The organism is Candidatus Nitrosopumilus sp. bin_68KS (assembly GCF_054095825.1).
This window is the reverse complement of record NZ_JBSWSP010000009.1, coordinates 1-14,032: the sequence shown is the minus strand read 5'-3', so window position 1 is coordinate 14,032 and position 14,032 is coordinate 1. Positions and strand designations below refer to the sequence as shown.

The 14,032-nt window shown below is 32.1% G+C and carries 21 protein-coding genes and 1 pseudogene; 9 read left to right on the top strand and 13 right to left on the bottom strand.

Annotated elements, in window-relative coordinates; genetic code table 11:
- Window positions 1-20 precede the first annotated feature (20 nt).
- A complete protein-coding gene (locus ACW9W3_RS03190) occupies window positions 21-446 on the top strand; it encodes a hypothetical protein (protein ID WP_457764716.1) in 426 nt (141 codons plus the stop codon).
- Between the two features lie 193 nt (window positions 447-639).
- A complete protein-coding gene (locus ACW9W3_RS03185) occupies window positions 640-783 on the top strand; it encodes a DUF5679 domain-containing protein (protein ID WP_457764715.1) in 144 nt (47 codons plus the stop codon).
- 18 nt (window positions 784-801) lie between these two features.
- Here the strand turns inward: ACW9W3_RS03185 and ACW9W3_RS03180 are convergent, their stop codons facing one another.
- Complete coding sequence (locus ACW9W3_RS03180; protein ID WP_457764714.1) at window positions 802-1,053, bottom strand: hypothetical protein; 252 nt, start codon at window positions 1,051-1,053, stop codon at window positions 802-804.
- A 102-nt stretch (window positions 1,054-1,155) separates the two neighbouring features.
- Here ACW9W3_RS03180 and ACW9W3_RS03175 point away from each other — a divergent pair, with 102 nt between their 5' ends.
- Window positions 1,156-1,845 (top strand): zinc-ribbon domain-containing protein, encoded by a 690-nt coding sequence (locus ACW9W3_RS03175; protein WP_457764713.1) that lies wholly within the window; start codon window positions 1,156-1,158, stop codon window positions 1,843-1,845.
- A gap of 37 nt (window positions 1,846-1,882) precedes the next feature.
- On the opposite strand, the gene ACW9W3_RS03170 is transcribed toward ACW9W3_RS03175, so the two are convergent.
- The 6 genes from ACW9W3_RS03170 to ACW9W3_RS03145 all read right to left on the bottom strand — a co-directional run bounded on the left by ACW9W3_RS03170 (window position 1,883) and on the right by ACW9W3_RS03145 (window position 6,092).
- A complete protein-coding gene (locus ACW9W3_RS03170) occupies window positions 1,883-2,287 on the bottom strand; it encodes a response regulator (RefSeq protein WP_457764712.1) in 405 nt (134 codons plus the stop codon).
- A gap of 305 nt (window positions 2,288-2,592) precedes the next feature.
- On the bottom strand, window positions 2,593-2,958 hold the full coding sequence (locus ACW9W3_RS03165) for a response regulator transcription factor (RefSeq protein WP_457764711.1): 366 nt from the start codon (window positions 2,956-2,958) through the stop codon (window positions 2,593-2,595).
- 55 nt (window positions 2,959-3,013) lie between these two features.
- Entirely contained in the window at window positions 3,014-3,436 is a 423-nt protein-coding gene (locus tag ACW9W3_RS03160) for a DUF6659 family protein (protein ID WP_457764710.1), read from the bottom strand.
- A 212-nt stretch (window positions 3,437-3,648) separates the two neighbouring features.
- A complete protein-coding gene (locus ACW9W3_RS03155) occupies window positions 3,649-4,023 on the bottom strand; it encodes a hypothetical protein (protein ID WP_457764709.1) in 375 nt (124 codons plus the stop codon).
- A 114-nt stretch (window positions 4,024-4,137) separates the two neighbouring features.
- Complete coding sequence (locus ACW9W3_RS03150; RefSeq protein ID WP_457764708.1) at window positions 4,138-5,427, bottom strand: DUF7482 domain-containing protein; 1,290 nt, start codon at window positions 5,425-5,427, stop codon at window positions 4,138-4,140.
- Between the two features lie 41 nt (window positions 5,428-5,468).
- Window positions 5,469-6,092, bottom strand: coding sequence for a superoxide dismutase (locus ACW9W3_RS03145; RefSeq protein ID WP_457764707.1), 624 nt, complete (start codon window positions 6,090-6,092; stop codon window positions 5,469-5,471).
- An 81-nt stretch (window positions 6,093-6,173) separates the two neighbouring features.
- On the opposite strand from ACW9W3_RS03145, the gene ACW9W3_RS03140 reads away from it, so the two are divergent.
- On the top strand, window positions 6,174-6,785 hold the full coding sequence (locus ACW9W3_RS03140) for a hypothetical protein (RefSeq protein ID WP_457764706.1): 612 nt from the start codon (window positions 6,174-6,176) through the stop codon (window positions 6,783-6,785).
- Here the strand turns inward: ACW9W3_RS03140 and ACW9W3_RS03135 are convergent, their stop codons facing one another.
- Entirely contained in the window at window positions 6,786-8,510 is a 1,725-nt protein-coding gene (locus tag ACW9W3_RS03135) for a DEAD/DEAH box helicase (protein ID WP_457764705.1), read from the bottom strand.
- 374 nt (window positions 8,511-8,884) lie between these two features.
- Between ACW9W3_RS03135 and ACW9W3_RS03130 the strand changes: the two genes are divergently transcribed.
- Window positions 8,885-9,565, top strand: a complete 681-nt coding sequence (locus tag ACW9W3_RS03130; protein ID WP_457764704.1) for a PAC2 family protein — start codon at window positions 8,885-8,887, stop codon at window positions 9,563-9,565.
- 182 nt (window positions 9,566-9,747) lie between these two features.
- Here the strand turns inward: ACW9W3_RS03130 and ACW9W3_RS03125 are convergent, their stop codons facing one another.
- Window positions 9,748-10,407 carry a hypothetical protein gene (locus tag ACW9W3_RS03125; protein WP_457764703.1) on the bottom strand — a complete coding sequence of 220 codons (660 nt, stop codon included), beginning with the start codon at window positions 10,405-10,407 and terminating at the stop codon, window positions 9,748-9,750.
- 150 nt (window positions 10,408-10,557) lie between these two features.
- On the opposite strand from ACW9W3_RS03125, the gene ACW9W3_RS03120 reads away from it, so the two are divergent.
- From ACW9W3_RS03120 to ACW9W3_RS03105, 4 genes are all read left to right on the top strand, one after another.
- Window positions 10,558-11,484 (top strand): carboxypeptidase regulatory-like domain-containing protein, encoded by a 927-nt coding sequence (locus ACW9W3_RS03120; protein ID WP_457764702.1) that lies wholly within the window; start codon window positions 10,558-10,560, stop codon window positions 11,482-11,484.
- Between the two features lie 54 nt (window positions 11,485-11,538).
- On the top strand, window positions 11,539-11,706 hold the full coding sequence (locus ACW9W3_RS03115; RefSeq protein WP_182128804.1) for a hypothetical protein: 168 nt from the start codon (window positions 11,539-11,541) through the stop codon (window positions 11,704-11,706).
- A gap of 173 nt (window positions 11,707-11,879) precedes the next feature.
- Complete coding sequence (locus ACW9W3_RS03110; RefSeq protein ID WP_457764701.1) at window positions 11,880-12,599, top strand: UBP-type zinc finger domain-containing protein; 720 nt, start codon at window positions 11,880-11,882, stop codon at window positions 12,597-12,599.
- Between the two features lie 44 nt (window positions 12,600-12,643).
- A complete protein-coding gene (locus tag ACW9W3_RS03105; protein ID WP_457764700.1) occupies window positions 12,644-12,979 on the top strand; it encodes an arsenate reductase family protein in 336 nt (111 codons plus the stop codon).
- 1 nt (window position 12,980) lies between these two features.
- On the opposite strand, the gene ACW9W3_RS03100 is transcribed toward ACW9W3_RS03105, so the two are convergent.
- The 4 genes and pseudogenes from ACW9W3_RS03100 to ACW9W3_RS03085 form a co-directional block, all read right to left on the bottom strand.
- Window positions 12,981-13,220, bottom strand: coding sequence for a hypothetical protein (locus ACW9W3_RS03100; RefSeq protein ID WP_457764699.1), 240 nt, complete (start codon window positions 13,218-13,220; stop codon window positions 12,981-12,983).
- A gap of 19 nt (window positions 13,221-13,239) precedes the next feature.
- The gene (locus ACW9W3_RS03095) at window positions 13,240-13,533 is read right to left on the bottom strand and encodes a hypothetical protein (RefSeq protein WP_457764698.1); all 294 of its coding nucleotides are present in this window, start codon (window positions 13,531-13,533) and stop codon (window positions 13,240-13,242) included.
- 164 nt (window positions 13,534-13,697) lie between these two features.
- Window positions 13,698-13,892 (bottom strand): YwbE family protein, encoded by a 195-nt coding sequence (locus tag ACW9W3_RS03090; RefSeq protein WP_457764697.1) that lies wholly within the window; start codon window positions 13,890-13,892, stop codon window positions 13,698-13,700.
- A gap of 79 nt (window positions 13,893-13,971) precedes the next feature.
- A pseudogene (locus tag ACW9W3_RS03085) lies at window positions 13,972-14,032 on the bottom strand (CxxC-x17-CxxC domain-containing protein); the annotation flags it as partial.

Here is a 14,032-nt window from a genome sequence, read left to right as displayed (position 1 = left end):
TAAAAATTGAGCAAAAACGCGTGATAATAAGAATAGTTAGCATATTTGTCATTGCATCCATTATTGTCAGTTTCACTTCGGCATTTGCGTTAAGTGAATTAGAAAGAGCAACAATGGATGAACCAAGATTAGAAAATGCATTTGGTCAACCTATTATGGATAATGTAAATGTAAATCAACAAATTCAGATCTCAGCAGACATTACAAATAATCAATCAAAATCTCAAAATTTTGTGTATCTTGTTCAAATAATAAATGAAAAAGGATTGGTAGTATCTGTAGGTTGGATCAGTGGACAATTAACTCCAGATCAAAAACTCAATCCATCACTATCATGGACACCTAAAGATTCAGGCGAATTCATTGCAGAGATTTTTGTTTGGGAGGGATTAGTTAATCATAGCGCATTAACAGAATATTCAAAATTAAATATCAATGTAAGTTAGAATTTTAAGAAAAATAATCCTGCCAAAATTCTTAGTATATAAAAAATTCGAATGATTTATTCCTAATTTGATCAAAAATTCCCCGATACGAAAAATATTGTTTTGCAACAGAAAAATTAAGATCTGAGGTTTGCCTCTTAGTAAAAAAAGTTCAACTAGTTCTTGCTAATATAACCTTGAGCCTAATGCAATTATGACAATAGGATATTGTGTAAAGTGCCGAGATAAACGTGAAATCGGTGGCGCTAAACCATACACCATGAAAAATGGAAAACCTGCAATAAAGGGTACATGCCCAGCATGCAGTACAACCATTTTCAGAATCGGCAGAGGATAAATTTCTCAATAAAGAAATTCAATACTGCCATTCATCAGTAAGGCCATTCCATAAGGAACGCATTGGGGATGGATCTTTTTCTATTTCTTCTGTAATCCTATTTTTCAATACAAAAAAGAAATTCTCCAATGCATCAATACCACCATCAGCAAAAAGTTCATTACCAATTTCTGTGATTCTTTTATGTTTTTCAGGAATTTCAGAAGAGTTAGGGTTTTGAAGACAAAAAGTCATCAAATCGATTAATTCTTCTTCCAGCATGAAATCCATAATTAAGAGAGATTTTTCAGTTCAATTTACATTTTATGTGTAATGTAATGATTTGACAGTATAGAAAGAAACAATTTTGAATAGCCTCAAAACAGATACTTTATGGATCCAATAGATATAGTCGATGAGGTAAATTCCCTACTAAAACTTGGAGTAGGCGATGCTTACAGACTAGAACACATTAAACAAGCATATATCGAAAATAAAACCATCTGGGTCACAGATCAGAATTATTTACAACGTATGAAAGAAAAATATCTCAATAAGCAACAATCAGGGGATCCTATAGAAGATAAAGAAAAGGATGAAGAGGGATTTGAAAATAAAGAAACAATACATTGCTGGAAATGTGGGAAAAAAACTCCACTAGGAGCAAACTTTTGCATGCTTTGCGGTTCATCATTGTTTGAAGTTGGAGTGAATAACATTCAGCAACAAAAAATAGCTAGTTCAAGGAGCCAATTAAAAGGAAAAAGTATGAAAATGCCAATTATTATAGGCATTCCAGTATTAATTTTGATAATCATTGGAGGAGCGTATAGTTCAGGATATTTTGATAAGACATTTGACAGATATGATTCAGAGGTAATTCCTTCAAAAGAGGCACAATCTAAAGAAATAATTCAACCATCCACTGAAAGTGACTCAAAATGTGGACTAGGTACAGTTTTTGATTCAAATTCAAATTCTTGTGTATTAGATACAGGAATAGATCCTAACAACGTAAATTCAAAATGTGGTGCAGGAACTATTTTTGATTCAAATTCAAATTCTTGTGTATTAGATAAGTAAAGAAACCAAACTAAAGATAAGAAAGGGTTTTGGATTTTTAATGTAGTAATTCTTTATCCACAATTTTCTGAAGTGTTTCAATGGTGTAAGGTTTTGAAAGAACAGGAATATGCAAATTATTTAATTTCCCAAAAGTGTCAGAAGTGGTATCAGCAGTTACCGCAATAATTTTTGCAGAATCATTTATTTTATTTATTCCATCGATTGCAAAAAATCCATCATATTTTGGCATTCTCATATCTAAAAAAACAATATCAGGTTTTTTATCTTGAAAAATTTCAATGGCAACTTTACCATTTTCTCCAACCCCAATCACTTCAAGACCACATATTTCAAGCATTTGAGTTAATAAAAATTGATGACTTTTCATATCATCAATAATAATACAAGTATGCTTTGCTTCTCCATCTACCATCTTATCGTCACCACAATTAATTTTCATGTTAAACTACATTAAAGATATGATCTGCTTAATATGAGCATAGTTTTTCAGAATTTTTCTATATCTTGTTTGTTTGTAGGGCATTACAAACAATTTGTTTTATGATTTTATTAGAAATACAGAATATGAGAAAAATCTATTTCTATGAAACAAATCCAGAACCTCAAGTCTGGGAGAAAACAATTGATAATGTAGGAGGAAGAACCTATGAAACACCTTGGAAGGCAAGCAAGGGATAAAATGATTATTCATAACAATCCAAAGTAAAACTATTTTTTGAGACTAAAAACAGAGGTCTGAAATATTCAATAAGTAAAAAATAAACTTGTTAACATTCGTTTAATGATTGTTATATCAAATGGCTTGTAGATAACTGCAGTGACCTTTAACGTATTCATAAGATAGGATTCGCCTGCAAGCAGATCACCTGTAACAACAACAATTTTTGCATCAGGGTTATTTTTCAAAATATTTTTGATCCCATAAAAACCATCAAATTTAGGCATTATCAAATTAATGAAAATCAAATCAGGGCGATGTTTTTCATACATATCAACAGCATCCTGACCATTACTACCAGTAATCAAAACATCAAGACCAATCATATCCAACAACTCACAAAAACTGCTTACTGTTTCAGGATCGTCATCCACCACAACACAACTAACCATTTTGTATATTCATAACATCACACTATATAAGATAATGTCTTAATAAAATGAGAGATTATTCTCCGACAAATTCTCCCCATTGTCTTCCGAGTTTAGAAATAACTCGAAAAGCCAATCGGTCAATATTGACATTAGATTCTGCAACTAACATTATTACTTTATCATAAACTGGGAAACTCATTATTACAACATGTTCTCTACGAGATGCAGAATATTTTACATATCCTAATTCATCATTAAATTTTTTTCTTTTTGCCACTCTAGAAGCAAGTTCTTTTGAAACAGATTGCAATTGTTCTTCATTAAGTTTTATAGTCATACCAGGTTTATGACCACCTGCCAACAATGTGCCAAATTCATCTAAAAGTGCAGCATAACGAATTTCATCATCGTCTAAAATATCCCTACATTTTTGTTCATATTCAGAAATATCTAATTCTTTTTCAGACACAGTACCGATAATTGTAGTTCTTTCCATATAATGTTAAACCGTTTTTAGTCTTTGACATTATTTGTCAAATTATCTAAATCAGAATTTATCTCCTCTCTTATTTTGCTGGCAATTAGCACAGTGAATACCATAAAAGAAATCATACTGAAACATATATCAGAACTAGTTTGTTCAAACTGCACTCACAAAAAAATAATTTTTGAAAAAACGTAAAACCTAACTTCGTTTAAGAAATAAAATTATTTCAAACGACGGTAGATTTCTTTGAATTCAAGTGATAGATTGTATGAGATATTTAGCAAATGTGTAAGTTGATTCATGGATGTTTTATCATGACCCAATTGTCTTAACAAAGTTAGAGCTTTTTGTGGAGAACTAACAGACAAGGAGCTTTTGCCAGACCATGATTCAAAAGCACTTTCCACATCCAAAGAAAAATTCAAAACAAACTCTTTCCAATTGGGCATAGATTTGAGAGCTTTTTCATTTAATAGGACATGAGATAATTCACGGAATTCATTTTTTCTATCAACATATAGCATTTCAAGTGCGGCTTGAATTTTTTTTTCTTCAAATTGGGAGGTGTTTAGCATATACATTCCAGAAATACTCATAATTCATTATTGTCATAATAAAAGATAAATCCAGTAGTTGATTCTCTGTAATGTTGTTAAAAAATATCATCAATAATTAACAAATGTAAAGAATTTAAAAAATAAAAAAAGATCTTATTGGAATGGGTCAATAAATGGACAGTTAACTATGTGATCACTATCCATTGGACGTGCAATACCAATATGGATCAAACCAGCTTCTTTGTATGCGTTCATATCATCAATGGTTTCCAATAGTTGTGCATTTGCATCATCCTCCCATCCAATCATAAAGATTCTCCACATTGGAGAATAATTTGCATCACCAGGGGCTCCTGCTGCAATTCCAGGCTGAAATCCTAATGGACCAGTACCTGTCAAACCATTTTTGAATTGATACAAATCTACTGCTGCTGAATTTGCAATCAAACTAGCTGATGTTGGTGAACTTACAACACCCATCATTCCGGCGGGATCACTTGGAGTAGCATCTGTTACAATATAATAGATAGTTCTACCATCTGGGCCCCATCCACGATGAGCTATGAAAGTCACATTCATCTCTTCTGTATTGATATCAAGAACTTGTCCGCCACCATAAGGAGTATCATCAGTCAAAGTTTTGTCTTCCTTAACCAGCATCTGACCTTCAGGCCAAACAATTTGAGGCATATTCAAAACCACATTAATTGGAGTTAATGTGATTTCATCGTTCTCAGCTGCTTTCATAATCATTGTTTCTGAATCCAATACTCTTGGGGATGCACCTTCGTTCCACATTACATGGACATGAGAAGTTAATGCACTGTACACATCTGCTTGCGCAGGAGTACTAGTAAACACTTGACCTTGGTATCCGTGTACACCATCACCTTCAATGCCGTTGGTAAACAAGTATACTTTAGAAAGGGCATCTTTTGGAGCATTCTTTAACAAAGGAGCAAGTTCAACTTGCCAACCTTGTTTTTCAGTAATTATCTCGGCATGTGTTGGATCACTTGAATCAGTGATGATATAGTAAACATCTCCACCGTCATAGTATCCTTGATGCAAAGGAATTGTTGCTGGAACATTTGTTCTCGATAATCTAAGTTCAGAACCCAAGTTATCTTCAGTTTTCTTTTCCATCATGTTGTCTTTCATCATAGAAAGATCTTTTTCCATCACTGGTTTTTCCATTTTTGGTTTTTCAACTGGAGTTACAGGAGTGGTTTTACTACCTTGATCTGCTTCCCAAGCAGCTTTGCCACCTGGATATTTAGAGCATAGGTCTAATCCACAGATGCCAGTACTGGAACCATATTGAGAGGTTCCAGTTCCTTTACTTTTCAAAGCAAAGGCATCTGATAGACTATCTGTTGCCAAACCTGCTGTAAACAAGGGTAAAATTGCTAGAAGTGCAATGTATCTTAGACTCTTGTTCATGAATAAGAAATAGATTTTTGCTTTAAAAGAATTTGTCCAAATCACACAGGAAGTTCAGAAAATCTATTTCCAACATAATCCCAATTAACCACATTCCACCATGCATTTACATAATCAGCTCTTTTATTTTGATATTTCAAATAATATGCATGCTCCCAAACATCCAATCCCAACAAAGGTGTTTTTTGAACAACCCAAGGACTATCTTGATTTTGAGTTGTTATGATTTCAATTTTATTATAAGTCTGATTAAAGACTAACCAACACCAACCACTTCCCTGAATTGAAAGAGCCTTTTCTGAAAATATTTTTTTAAAGTTCTCAAAACTATCAAAATACACATCAATTGCCCCCTCTATTTTTCCACTAGGTTTTTCTTCAGCATTAGGAGTCATTGTTTCCCAAAAAAGTCTATGATTTTCAAATCCACCACCAAAAAAATTAATTGATCTTCTACCAGATTCAGGAATGGATGTAATCTCAGACAGAATTGATGAAATATACTTTGGGTGTGATGAACCCCCAATTTCTGCAAGGGATTTGTTTAAACCATCAACGTATGCTTGATGATGTTTTTGATGATGTATTTTCATTGTTTCTTCATCAATAAATGGCTCTAGTTCATCATATTCATAAGGCAATCTTGGAAGTTCGTATCTAACCACAAAACAAATTTCTGTCATCCACATATATTCTTCAAGACAAAAATAGGTAATGATGATTAATTCAGATGGAGATGAAATATCATGAGAAAACTTGGTACCATTGATTTGGAAATTTTAGATTTAGCTATGACTGTTAATGGAACATTTAATGAGAACAACCTTGAGAATTCAGAATTAAAGAGATTAGGAGTTGGAAAAATTTTAGATTCGTTGGCATCACTCAAAGATAGAAAATTTATTTCTCTAAATAATGATGGATCATTTTCAATTACGAACTTGGCAAAAGAAATTCTTTGGAGTGAAATTCCAACATGGGCAAAAATTTTGCGTCTACTTCAGATTAAATCATGTACCCAAAAACAAATTGTAGATATTCTCAGAATATCAGAAGAGGAGATATTAGAGAATTTAGAAAAATTAAGGAAAAATCAATTTGTTTTGATGTCCCCTCAAAGACAAGAAGAAAAAATAGTAAAAATTTACGAAATACTACCTGAAGGAATTGAAGAGATTGATGAAACAGAAAAAAAGGGATTTGAAAAGACAAAATTTTCAGGTCTTACTCCAGAGTTAGAGATAACTAGCTTAATAGATGAGATTTTAGTCATTACACAGAATTCTAAATTAGAGCAATCTGAAAAAAATAGAATCGATGAAAAACTATCAAAATTAAAAAGTAAATTAAAAGTATGACTATTTTGAATTGATTTTATCTTGAATTTGCGCCAAGATTAATTCTGCTTTATCTTTATTTTCATAATTGTCAGATGACTCATCCATAATTTCATCAATCTCATAGCTCTTATCTACCAAGATATTTGCCACATGATCATCAAGAGTCCCTGCACCTATCAAATAATATGCAAAGACAGTATTTTTTTGACCAATTCTATGAAGTCTATCTTCTGCTTGTCTATGAATTGCAGGGCTCCAATCGAGCTCTGCAAAAATTACATATTTTGCTCTAGTCAAATTAATTCCCACATTTCCAGCACGTATACCTGCAATCATGAGTTTAGATTCGCCTTTTTGGAATTTATCAATTTGATCCTGTCTAAAAGAATCGGATTGTCCACCAATTATTGTGACAGGGGAAAATTCCTCGAGACTCTCATTTAGAAGTTTATGAATTACTTTGTGATGACAAAATACAACGACACTCTCTTCAATCTCCATGATATTTTTAACGAAATTAATCACATGTGGTAGTTTTGCAAGACCTGCAATCTGTCTTTCACTTTGAATTGCCCTATGATATGAAGCAGATTTAGAAAATTCATTTTCTGCAACTTTTTGTTCTTCCTCAAGTTTTTTCCAGATTTTATCAAGTTCCTCAAGATAGTAATCGGTATCAGCTGCAATTACTTCCTTGTAACGAACTTTATCTTTTAGCTCTTTTAGCACATCAGATTTTTTCCGTCTTAGCATCACATGTTTTTGTAATTCATTTCTAAGTGATGCACGTTTATTTTCCAAAACAATTGCTTTTCCTTTTTCATTTACATAGCAAAAGTATTCACAAAATTCTTTAAAGCTTCCAAGAAGCCCAGGTTTGATTATATCAATGATCGGCCATATTTCAGAACCTCTATTGTAAATTGGGGTACCAGACAAACCAATCCTATACAATATTGACGGTAGTGCAGCAAGTTTTTTTACTGCTTTATATTTTTGAGTAGTTTTTGACCTTAGATTATGGACTTCATCACAAACTATCGTACGCAGACCAACCTTCATCAAATCCTCTGATCTTTTTAAAAGTAATTCATAGTTAATGATGTAAATATCAGTGACAGGTAATTCTTGAGATTTACCAGTTCGAATAATTGTAACACTAGGTGATTCAGATTCTAAAATCCTACCATTTCTACTTTTTCTCTTTAAAAATTTTTCAATTTCCCTTTCCCAATTGTTCAATGTTACCAAAGGAGCAACAACGAGTACAGGAAAAGTTTGTTTTTCAGTGGAGACATACGATAAAGTTTGAACGGTTTTACCCAATCCCATCTCATCAGCTAATAATGCATTGCCAGATGATTTCAGTAAGAAATCTAAACCTTCTTTTTGAAAATTTAAAAGTTTTCCACGAAATTGCTCTCCAGCTTTTGCTTTCTTGAGTTTATGTTTAATTGGAGGTAAAGCAGGTTTTGGAGCATAAGTTTTTACAATTTTTCGTTGCCAAATTGTTTTTGACAGAATTTCTAGGGGATATCTATCCATAATGAGTTTTAGTTGTTTTACGTTTTCGGTGTTATCAGTAATGATTACCTCATTAACATTTTCACCATACCATGCTTCAGGAACTAGCCTCGAAATCATGTTTACAGCACGATCACCAGTAATTTTCCAACACCAGATTTTAGAATATTTGTCAAGAACATACTCTAAGGTTCCAATGTTTTCCATGGATGTTTCCATAATTTGTCGATAGAAAGTTTTTTTGCCTTATGAATCTTGATATTTTTCTCGATCATTGAAAAAAGAGGTCATGATCTAAAAGAGTTAAAATATGATACATGTTTACCTATATGGAAAAAATCATTGAATGGCCAGGCTCAATAAATAGAGCATCGTTATCAAAAAGACAAATTAGACAACACAAATCAGATGAAACATTAAATTTAGAAATTTCATAATTTTTAGGATTTTATCATTGCATTACAAACAAAATTAAAAATAACTCACAGATTTTTGGAACAGTTTATTCTATTTTAGATAAAGTCACAAAACACCATATTTGTTGAAATTAAATTATAATATATCTTTAAAATTCATTAAATTTCAATGACAATGTGGATTTTATTCAAAACGAGGAACCAAATATTGAGAAACCAATTATAATAGCTGCAATGCAAGACATGGGTAATGTTGGAAGCATAGTAGTGAATTTCATCAATGATTCATTACGAACAAAAACATTCAGAACTGCAAAAACACCATATCCAACTTATGTAGTTGACAATGGAGGATACATTGATCTTCCTGATGAAAGTTGGGAATACAAATACACAGAGGATTTAATCGTATTTGGGGGAGGAAAAGGACAACCACAAAGTAATAGTGAATTAAATGCACTATGTCAAGATGTAATGGATATTGCAAAAAAATATTCTGCAAAATTCATTTACACGTTAGGAGGATTCCATACAAACAGACCACTAAACAACATTCCAAAAACATACATCACTACAACATCAATGGAGTTAACAAAACAGATGGAAACTCTAGATGTTAGCACAACTCCTCAAAAATCAATAATCACAGGCTTTAATGGATTGATTTTAGGATTTGCAAAAAAAAATCAAATTCACGGAATTGGCATGTATGGGGAACTAAATGAGCCTGAAATTCCACAATACAGAGCTGCAATAAGCATTATCAAAACTATTGAAAAATTAACATATAGAAAATTGGGAGATACCAGTCAATTAGAAATAATGGCTCAAGAGATTGAAAGAAAATTTAAAAATTAAGATTAGTGTGAACTTCCCACCGGATGGGGTTCAGTATTTTCATCATGGCAATCACAACTGCACAGATGTGTTTTATGATTATTCATACAATCAATACATTCAAAATGCTTTCTTGTCTCGCATGCAGCACAAATCATCCTATAAATCATAAAATATAGATGAATTTGAATTTTTTCTATAGGCTAATACTCTACTTCGCTTCGCCTAAGAAGATTTTCAGTCAACTCCACATATGCCTGTGGATCAATTTCTTTTGCAAAACCTTTGTCTATATTTATCAGATAAATGGAATGAAGATGAGCATTTAGAATCTCAGCATATGTTATTGGGGGATTTTTGTAATACCGATCACATAATTCTTGCACTTTTTTTACGTCTTGTTCATTTCGTGCATTTGGAGGCAACATGAATATCTTTGAAATAGGCAATATACCAACTGCTGGAGTGGCCAATGAAAATTTTGAGCAATGTTGACTATACCGCGCAATTTTACTAATTATTCTTGCAGCAAAATAATCTACGGTATCCATTGCATGATCAGGAGGGGTAAATCCAGTTTCAATTTCAATGATTGTATCACCATCTCCTTTTTTAGCATAAATATCACACACCAAAATATCTGAAACATCTTTTTCAACTTTAACTAAGTACCCTCTAGAAATAAGATTATTCGCACAGATTAATTCCAAAATAGAATGATTGATTTTTACCAAATTTTTTTTATACATTTCAATTAATTGTTTGCAAACATTGTTTAGTTTGTAGACATCCTTTTCTTTGAGACCCATTGATAATTTTTCAGTCATTTGATTTACATCATTTCTGAATTTTACCAAGTCCATGATTGTAGAATGATGAATCTAGTAGTTTAAGAGGTAGCTGGAAATCAAAAATTTAGTCCAAAAAAGAGGCAAAATTACTCAAATAAAATTAAAAAATGGCTAATTTTTATTCATACTTTGTCTTAACAAGGAAAATCCAAATAATGTAACGTGTATAAAACTAGCCTTGGAGCAATTGGGTTATTTTCATTTTTAATGTTATTTTCAATTATTTCTACATCTCATGCAGAGTTATGGGAATTAGTAATTGATGTAAGCGTAGAAAAAGGAGCGATTTATTCAGGAGATTCTGTAATTATTACAGGCAAAGTTGTTGACCAGGCATACAAACCAATTAGAGGCGCAGAGGTTTTCATCAAGGCAGGATCTTACACTACAAAAGCATTCACTGATCCATGGGGAGTCTTTAAAGGAGAAATTAAAGACTTTGAAAGAATCCCAGGCACATACATTGTCGATGTCATCGGTTCATGGTACGGAATGACAGGATTTTCAACTACAGAATTTCAAGTCAAAGGAGAAGTATCTCAGGTATCAGCATTACAAGAAAAATTATCCACAGATGAAGCAAGAAAGTACCTAAGTTCCAATGAAAGTGACTTTGTCAAAAACCCAATTGGCCAGACACTGTTCAAGTATTATCACAAACTGTTAGATGAGTTAATCTTTGAGCAGAAAATTGCCCAAAAACCTTCAGAAGATAAAATTTTCATAGAGCAGCAAAGATTGATTGCAAATAATCTAAGAAATCAAGCAATTGATGAGTTTAAACCAGGTGCAGGCATATATGGAGGAATTCAATATCATGATTACATCAATAGTTTAGATCCAGAGATCCAAGATTTAGTAATTAGCCAACTCAACTTTACAAAGAATAATTTTGAGGAAGCTCAGAAAATAAGAGATGAAATTCTTGCAAATGGAGGAACATACGAGGATGCAAGACAAGCATATCTTGACAAAATATCCATACCAAAAGAAATTCTAGAAGAGTTTAATCAAGAAAAAATTGAAGAAAAATTAGAAGAGAATTCAGAAGAGGATCAAACTACAGAAGAGAATTCAGAAAATCAATGAACGATTGATAATTTCTACGCGGACCTTATATTCAAAATTACACAATAAAATTTAATGAAAATAGATATTCCATTATCTTGTCCAACATGTGGCGGAAAAATGTATTCAGTTAGTTATGAATCATCATTTACCATTCTCAAGAAAAGAAGTTGGCAAGTATGCAAAGAGTGTAACTTTGAGAGAAATTCCGAAGAGTTCAAAAAATCTATTTGCTGTGCATGACAGCACTATTCTTTTTCTAAACAATCAATTATCTTTGAGTTAATTTTCATGAAATCCATAAGTAATTCCCAACTTAACATTTCACGTTTTGATCCAAGAAGTCACCATAATTACAGAAAATGGAGAAAATACCTAAGTGTAGCAAAAATCTAGTAAAGAGATGATGATATTATATGATTGAATTTGATGAGAAAGTATTCTACGCCATAATATCCATAGTAATTTCTACAGGTATTTTTTTTGGAGTCACATATATTTTAAAAAAATTCTTTTCGGGATTAAAAGGGATTCATAAACTAACAGGACTTCTTTCAATAGGCATAGTTGCAATAGAAATCTTATACCTTGGAACATCATTTAATGTATTTTCATTAGCAATAGAAACAATCATAGCTGTAGGAGGAACATTCTGGCTTTTGTTAATAGCCTTACAAAACCATCTCAAAAATATTTCAGCAGGCCTTAGTAATTATCTGAATCGTGAAATGGATATTGGAGACATGATTGAAATCAAGGATCAAAAAGGAGTTATTGTTCACCTAGGTTTGTCAAAGACAACTATAATGGCAGATGATGGCACAAGAATATTTGTACCAAACCTGAAATTTACTGAAGAATTATTGAAGGTGTTTCATAAAAAACAACAATGCAAACATTTTGAGCAAATAACAAAGACTGCATCTCCAAAAACTCAAGGTTGTGAGGAATGTGAAAAAAAAGGAAACCGGTGGAAATCGTTGAGAATGTGCCTTAACTGTGGCTATGTTGGATGTGACAGGTCATCAACTGGAAAACATGCAGAAGAACATTTCAAAAAAACTAAACATCCCATCATAGTAGAATTACCAGAAAAAAGATGGAGTTGGTGTTACATCCACGACTCATATTATTAATTTCCATAAACAATTTTTAATCCAAAGCAAATACAAAGAATGATTTGAAAGTATTTCACAAGCCCACATGCATTACCTGTAAAAAAGCAATATCTGAGATTCAAAGAATGAAGATAGATATTGAGAAAAGAGACTTTTTCAAAGATCCACTATCAGAAGCAGAATTAAAAAAAATCATCAAGATGTCAGGAAAAACACCATCGGAATTTCTTAGAAAGCGAGACAAAATGTTCAAAGAATTAGATTTGGAGAATAGTCAAAAAACAGATTCTCAATTAATTAAAGTAATGGTGAAATACCCAGGATTGATTATGCGCCCCATAATTATTTCAGGGAATAAGGCATTTGTAGGAAAGATTGATTCAAAAAATCTAAAATAATTCAGGATTCCTTTTTGAAAATTCTTAAGGCTTCCAAATGAGAGCAGTTAGCCTTTAGTCCCTTTCCATGATGAAATTTATAGAAATTTTTGAATCCAGGACACTCACATGTATCAGATGTAACAAAATAGGATTTGTCAGGATCTGAGGAGGATTTTATCTGAAACAAATCATCCTCAATTTTTACAACACCTCCATTTTCAACTAGTTTTTTTGCTTTTTTGATAGTATTTGCACTCATAATATTTCATAAGATATCATCATTTTTTATTCTTTAATTTTTTCATCACATTTGTCCATTCTAAATCATCCTGAGACATTGCATTCTCATAAAGAAGTTCAAATGTCCATGCCAAAATTTCACCCCATATTGCTTTAAGAGATTCATCATCTGTCCAAATAACACTAGTTTTCACAGCATTCATTGCAAGAATAGTATTTCCATTCTTTACGGGATTCTCCTCCCACTTTTTTAACACCCTATCACAAAATTCTAAAATCTCAGGTTTTGTTAAAACAAGTTTATCAGGATCAAATGTCTTTTTTTTATCCATAAATAGAATAGAACAAACTAAATTATAATATTTTAAAAAAAGATAATTTTCTCACATGTTCATAAAATGCGTATATCAAATGATGCCGTAGCCATACAAGACGAGAGACTGCTTTTCTGCCTTGATTAGCACCTAGAATTCGTTTCGCTCTCGTCATTTTTTAATTATATAATTTTCTGAACTCGGCCTATCTTCCCATCACTTAATTCAACCTTGATCCCATGCGGATGATAATTGCTCGAAGTCAGAATTCGCTTTACTGTTCCATTAGTTAAACTTCCTGTTCTCTGATCTTTTTTGAGAATTATCTGAACCGGAGTACCAATCGATATTTTATCTCGAGGAGGAATGTCAACCATTAAAAAATAACAAAATATGAAGACTCTAAATCTTTGTATTAGAAAATAAAGGAGTTTTGAAAATTACTCAAAACGATTTTTAACTTTGTTTGTGATTTTGGAAACATTCTCTGCAATAAACAGGTCTGTCGTCTTTTGGC

What these genes read in the sequence shown, in the direction of transcription:
- ACW9W3_RS03100 (WP_457764699.1), bottom strand. Translation starts at nt 13,220, where the DNA reads ATGAGTGCAAATACTATCAAAAAAGCAAAAAAACTAGTTGAAAATGGA.
- ACW9W3_RS03135 (WP_457764705.1), bottom strand. Translation starts at nt 8,510, where the DNA reads ATGGAAACATCCATGGAAAACATTGGAACCTTAGAGTATGTTCTTGAC.
- ACW9W3_RS03165 (WP_457764711.1), bottom strand. Translation starts at nt 2,958, where the DNA reads ATGGTTAGTTGTGTTGTGGTGGATGACGATCCTGAAACAGTAAGCAGT.
- ACW9W3_RS03140 (WP_457764706.1), top strand. Translation starts at nt 6,174, where the DNA reads ATGAGAAAACTTGGTACCATTGATTTGGAAATTTTAGATTTAGCTATG.
- ACW9W3_RS03110 (WP_457764701.1), top strand. Translation starts at nt 11,880, where the DNA reads ATGATTGAATTTGATGAGAAAGTATTCTACGCCATAATATCCATAGTA.
- ACW9W3_RS03160 (WP_457764710.1), bottom strand. Translation starts at nt 3,436, where the DNA reads ATGGAAAGAACTACAATTATCGGTACTGTGTCTGAAAAAGAATTAGAT.
- ACW9W3_RS03155 (WP_457764709.1), bottom strand. Translation starts at nt 4,023, where the DNA reads ATGAGTATTTCTGGAATGTATATGCTAAACACCTCCCAATTTGAAGAA.
- ACW9W3_RS03150 (WP_457764708.1), bottom strand. Translation starts at nt 5,427, where the DNA reads ATGAACAAGAGTCTAAGATACATTGCACTTCTAGCAATTTTACCCTTG.
- ACW9W3_RS03115 (WP_182128804.1), top strand. Translation starts at nt 11,539, where the DNA reads ATGAAAATAGATATTCCATTATCTTGTCCAACATGTGGCGGAAAAATG.
- ACW9W3_RS03185 (WP_457764715.1), top strand. Translation starts at nt 640, where the DNA reads ATGACAATAGGATATTGTGTAAAGTGCCGAGATAAACGTGAAATCGGT.
- ACW9W3_RS03170 (WP_457764712.1), bottom strand. Translation starts at nt 2,287, where the DNA reads ATGAAAATTAATTGTGGTGACGATAAGATGGTAGATGGAGAAGCAAAG.
- ACW9W3_RS03095 (WP_457764698.1), bottom strand. Translation starts at nt 13,533, where the DNA reads ATGGATAAAAAAAAGACATTTGATCCTGATAAACTTGTTTTAACAAAA.
- ACW9W3_RS03125 (WP_457764703.1), bottom strand. Translation starts at nt 10,407, where the DNA reads ATGGACTTGGTAAAATTCAGAAATGATGTAAATCAAATGACTGAAAAA.
- ACW9W3_RS03175 (WP_457764713.1), top strand. Translation starts at nt 1,156, where the DNA reads ATGGATCCAATAGATATAGTCGATGAGGTAAATTCCCTACTAAAACTT.
- ACW9W3_RS03090 (WP_457764697.1), bottom strand. Translation starts at nt 13,892, where the DNA reads ATGGTTGACATTCCTCCTCGAGATAAAATATCGATTGGTACTCCGGTT.
- ACW9W3_RS03180 (WP_457764714.1), bottom strand. Translation starts at nt 1,053, where the DNA reads ATGGATTTCATGCTGGAAGAAGAATTAATCGATTTGATGACTTTTTGT.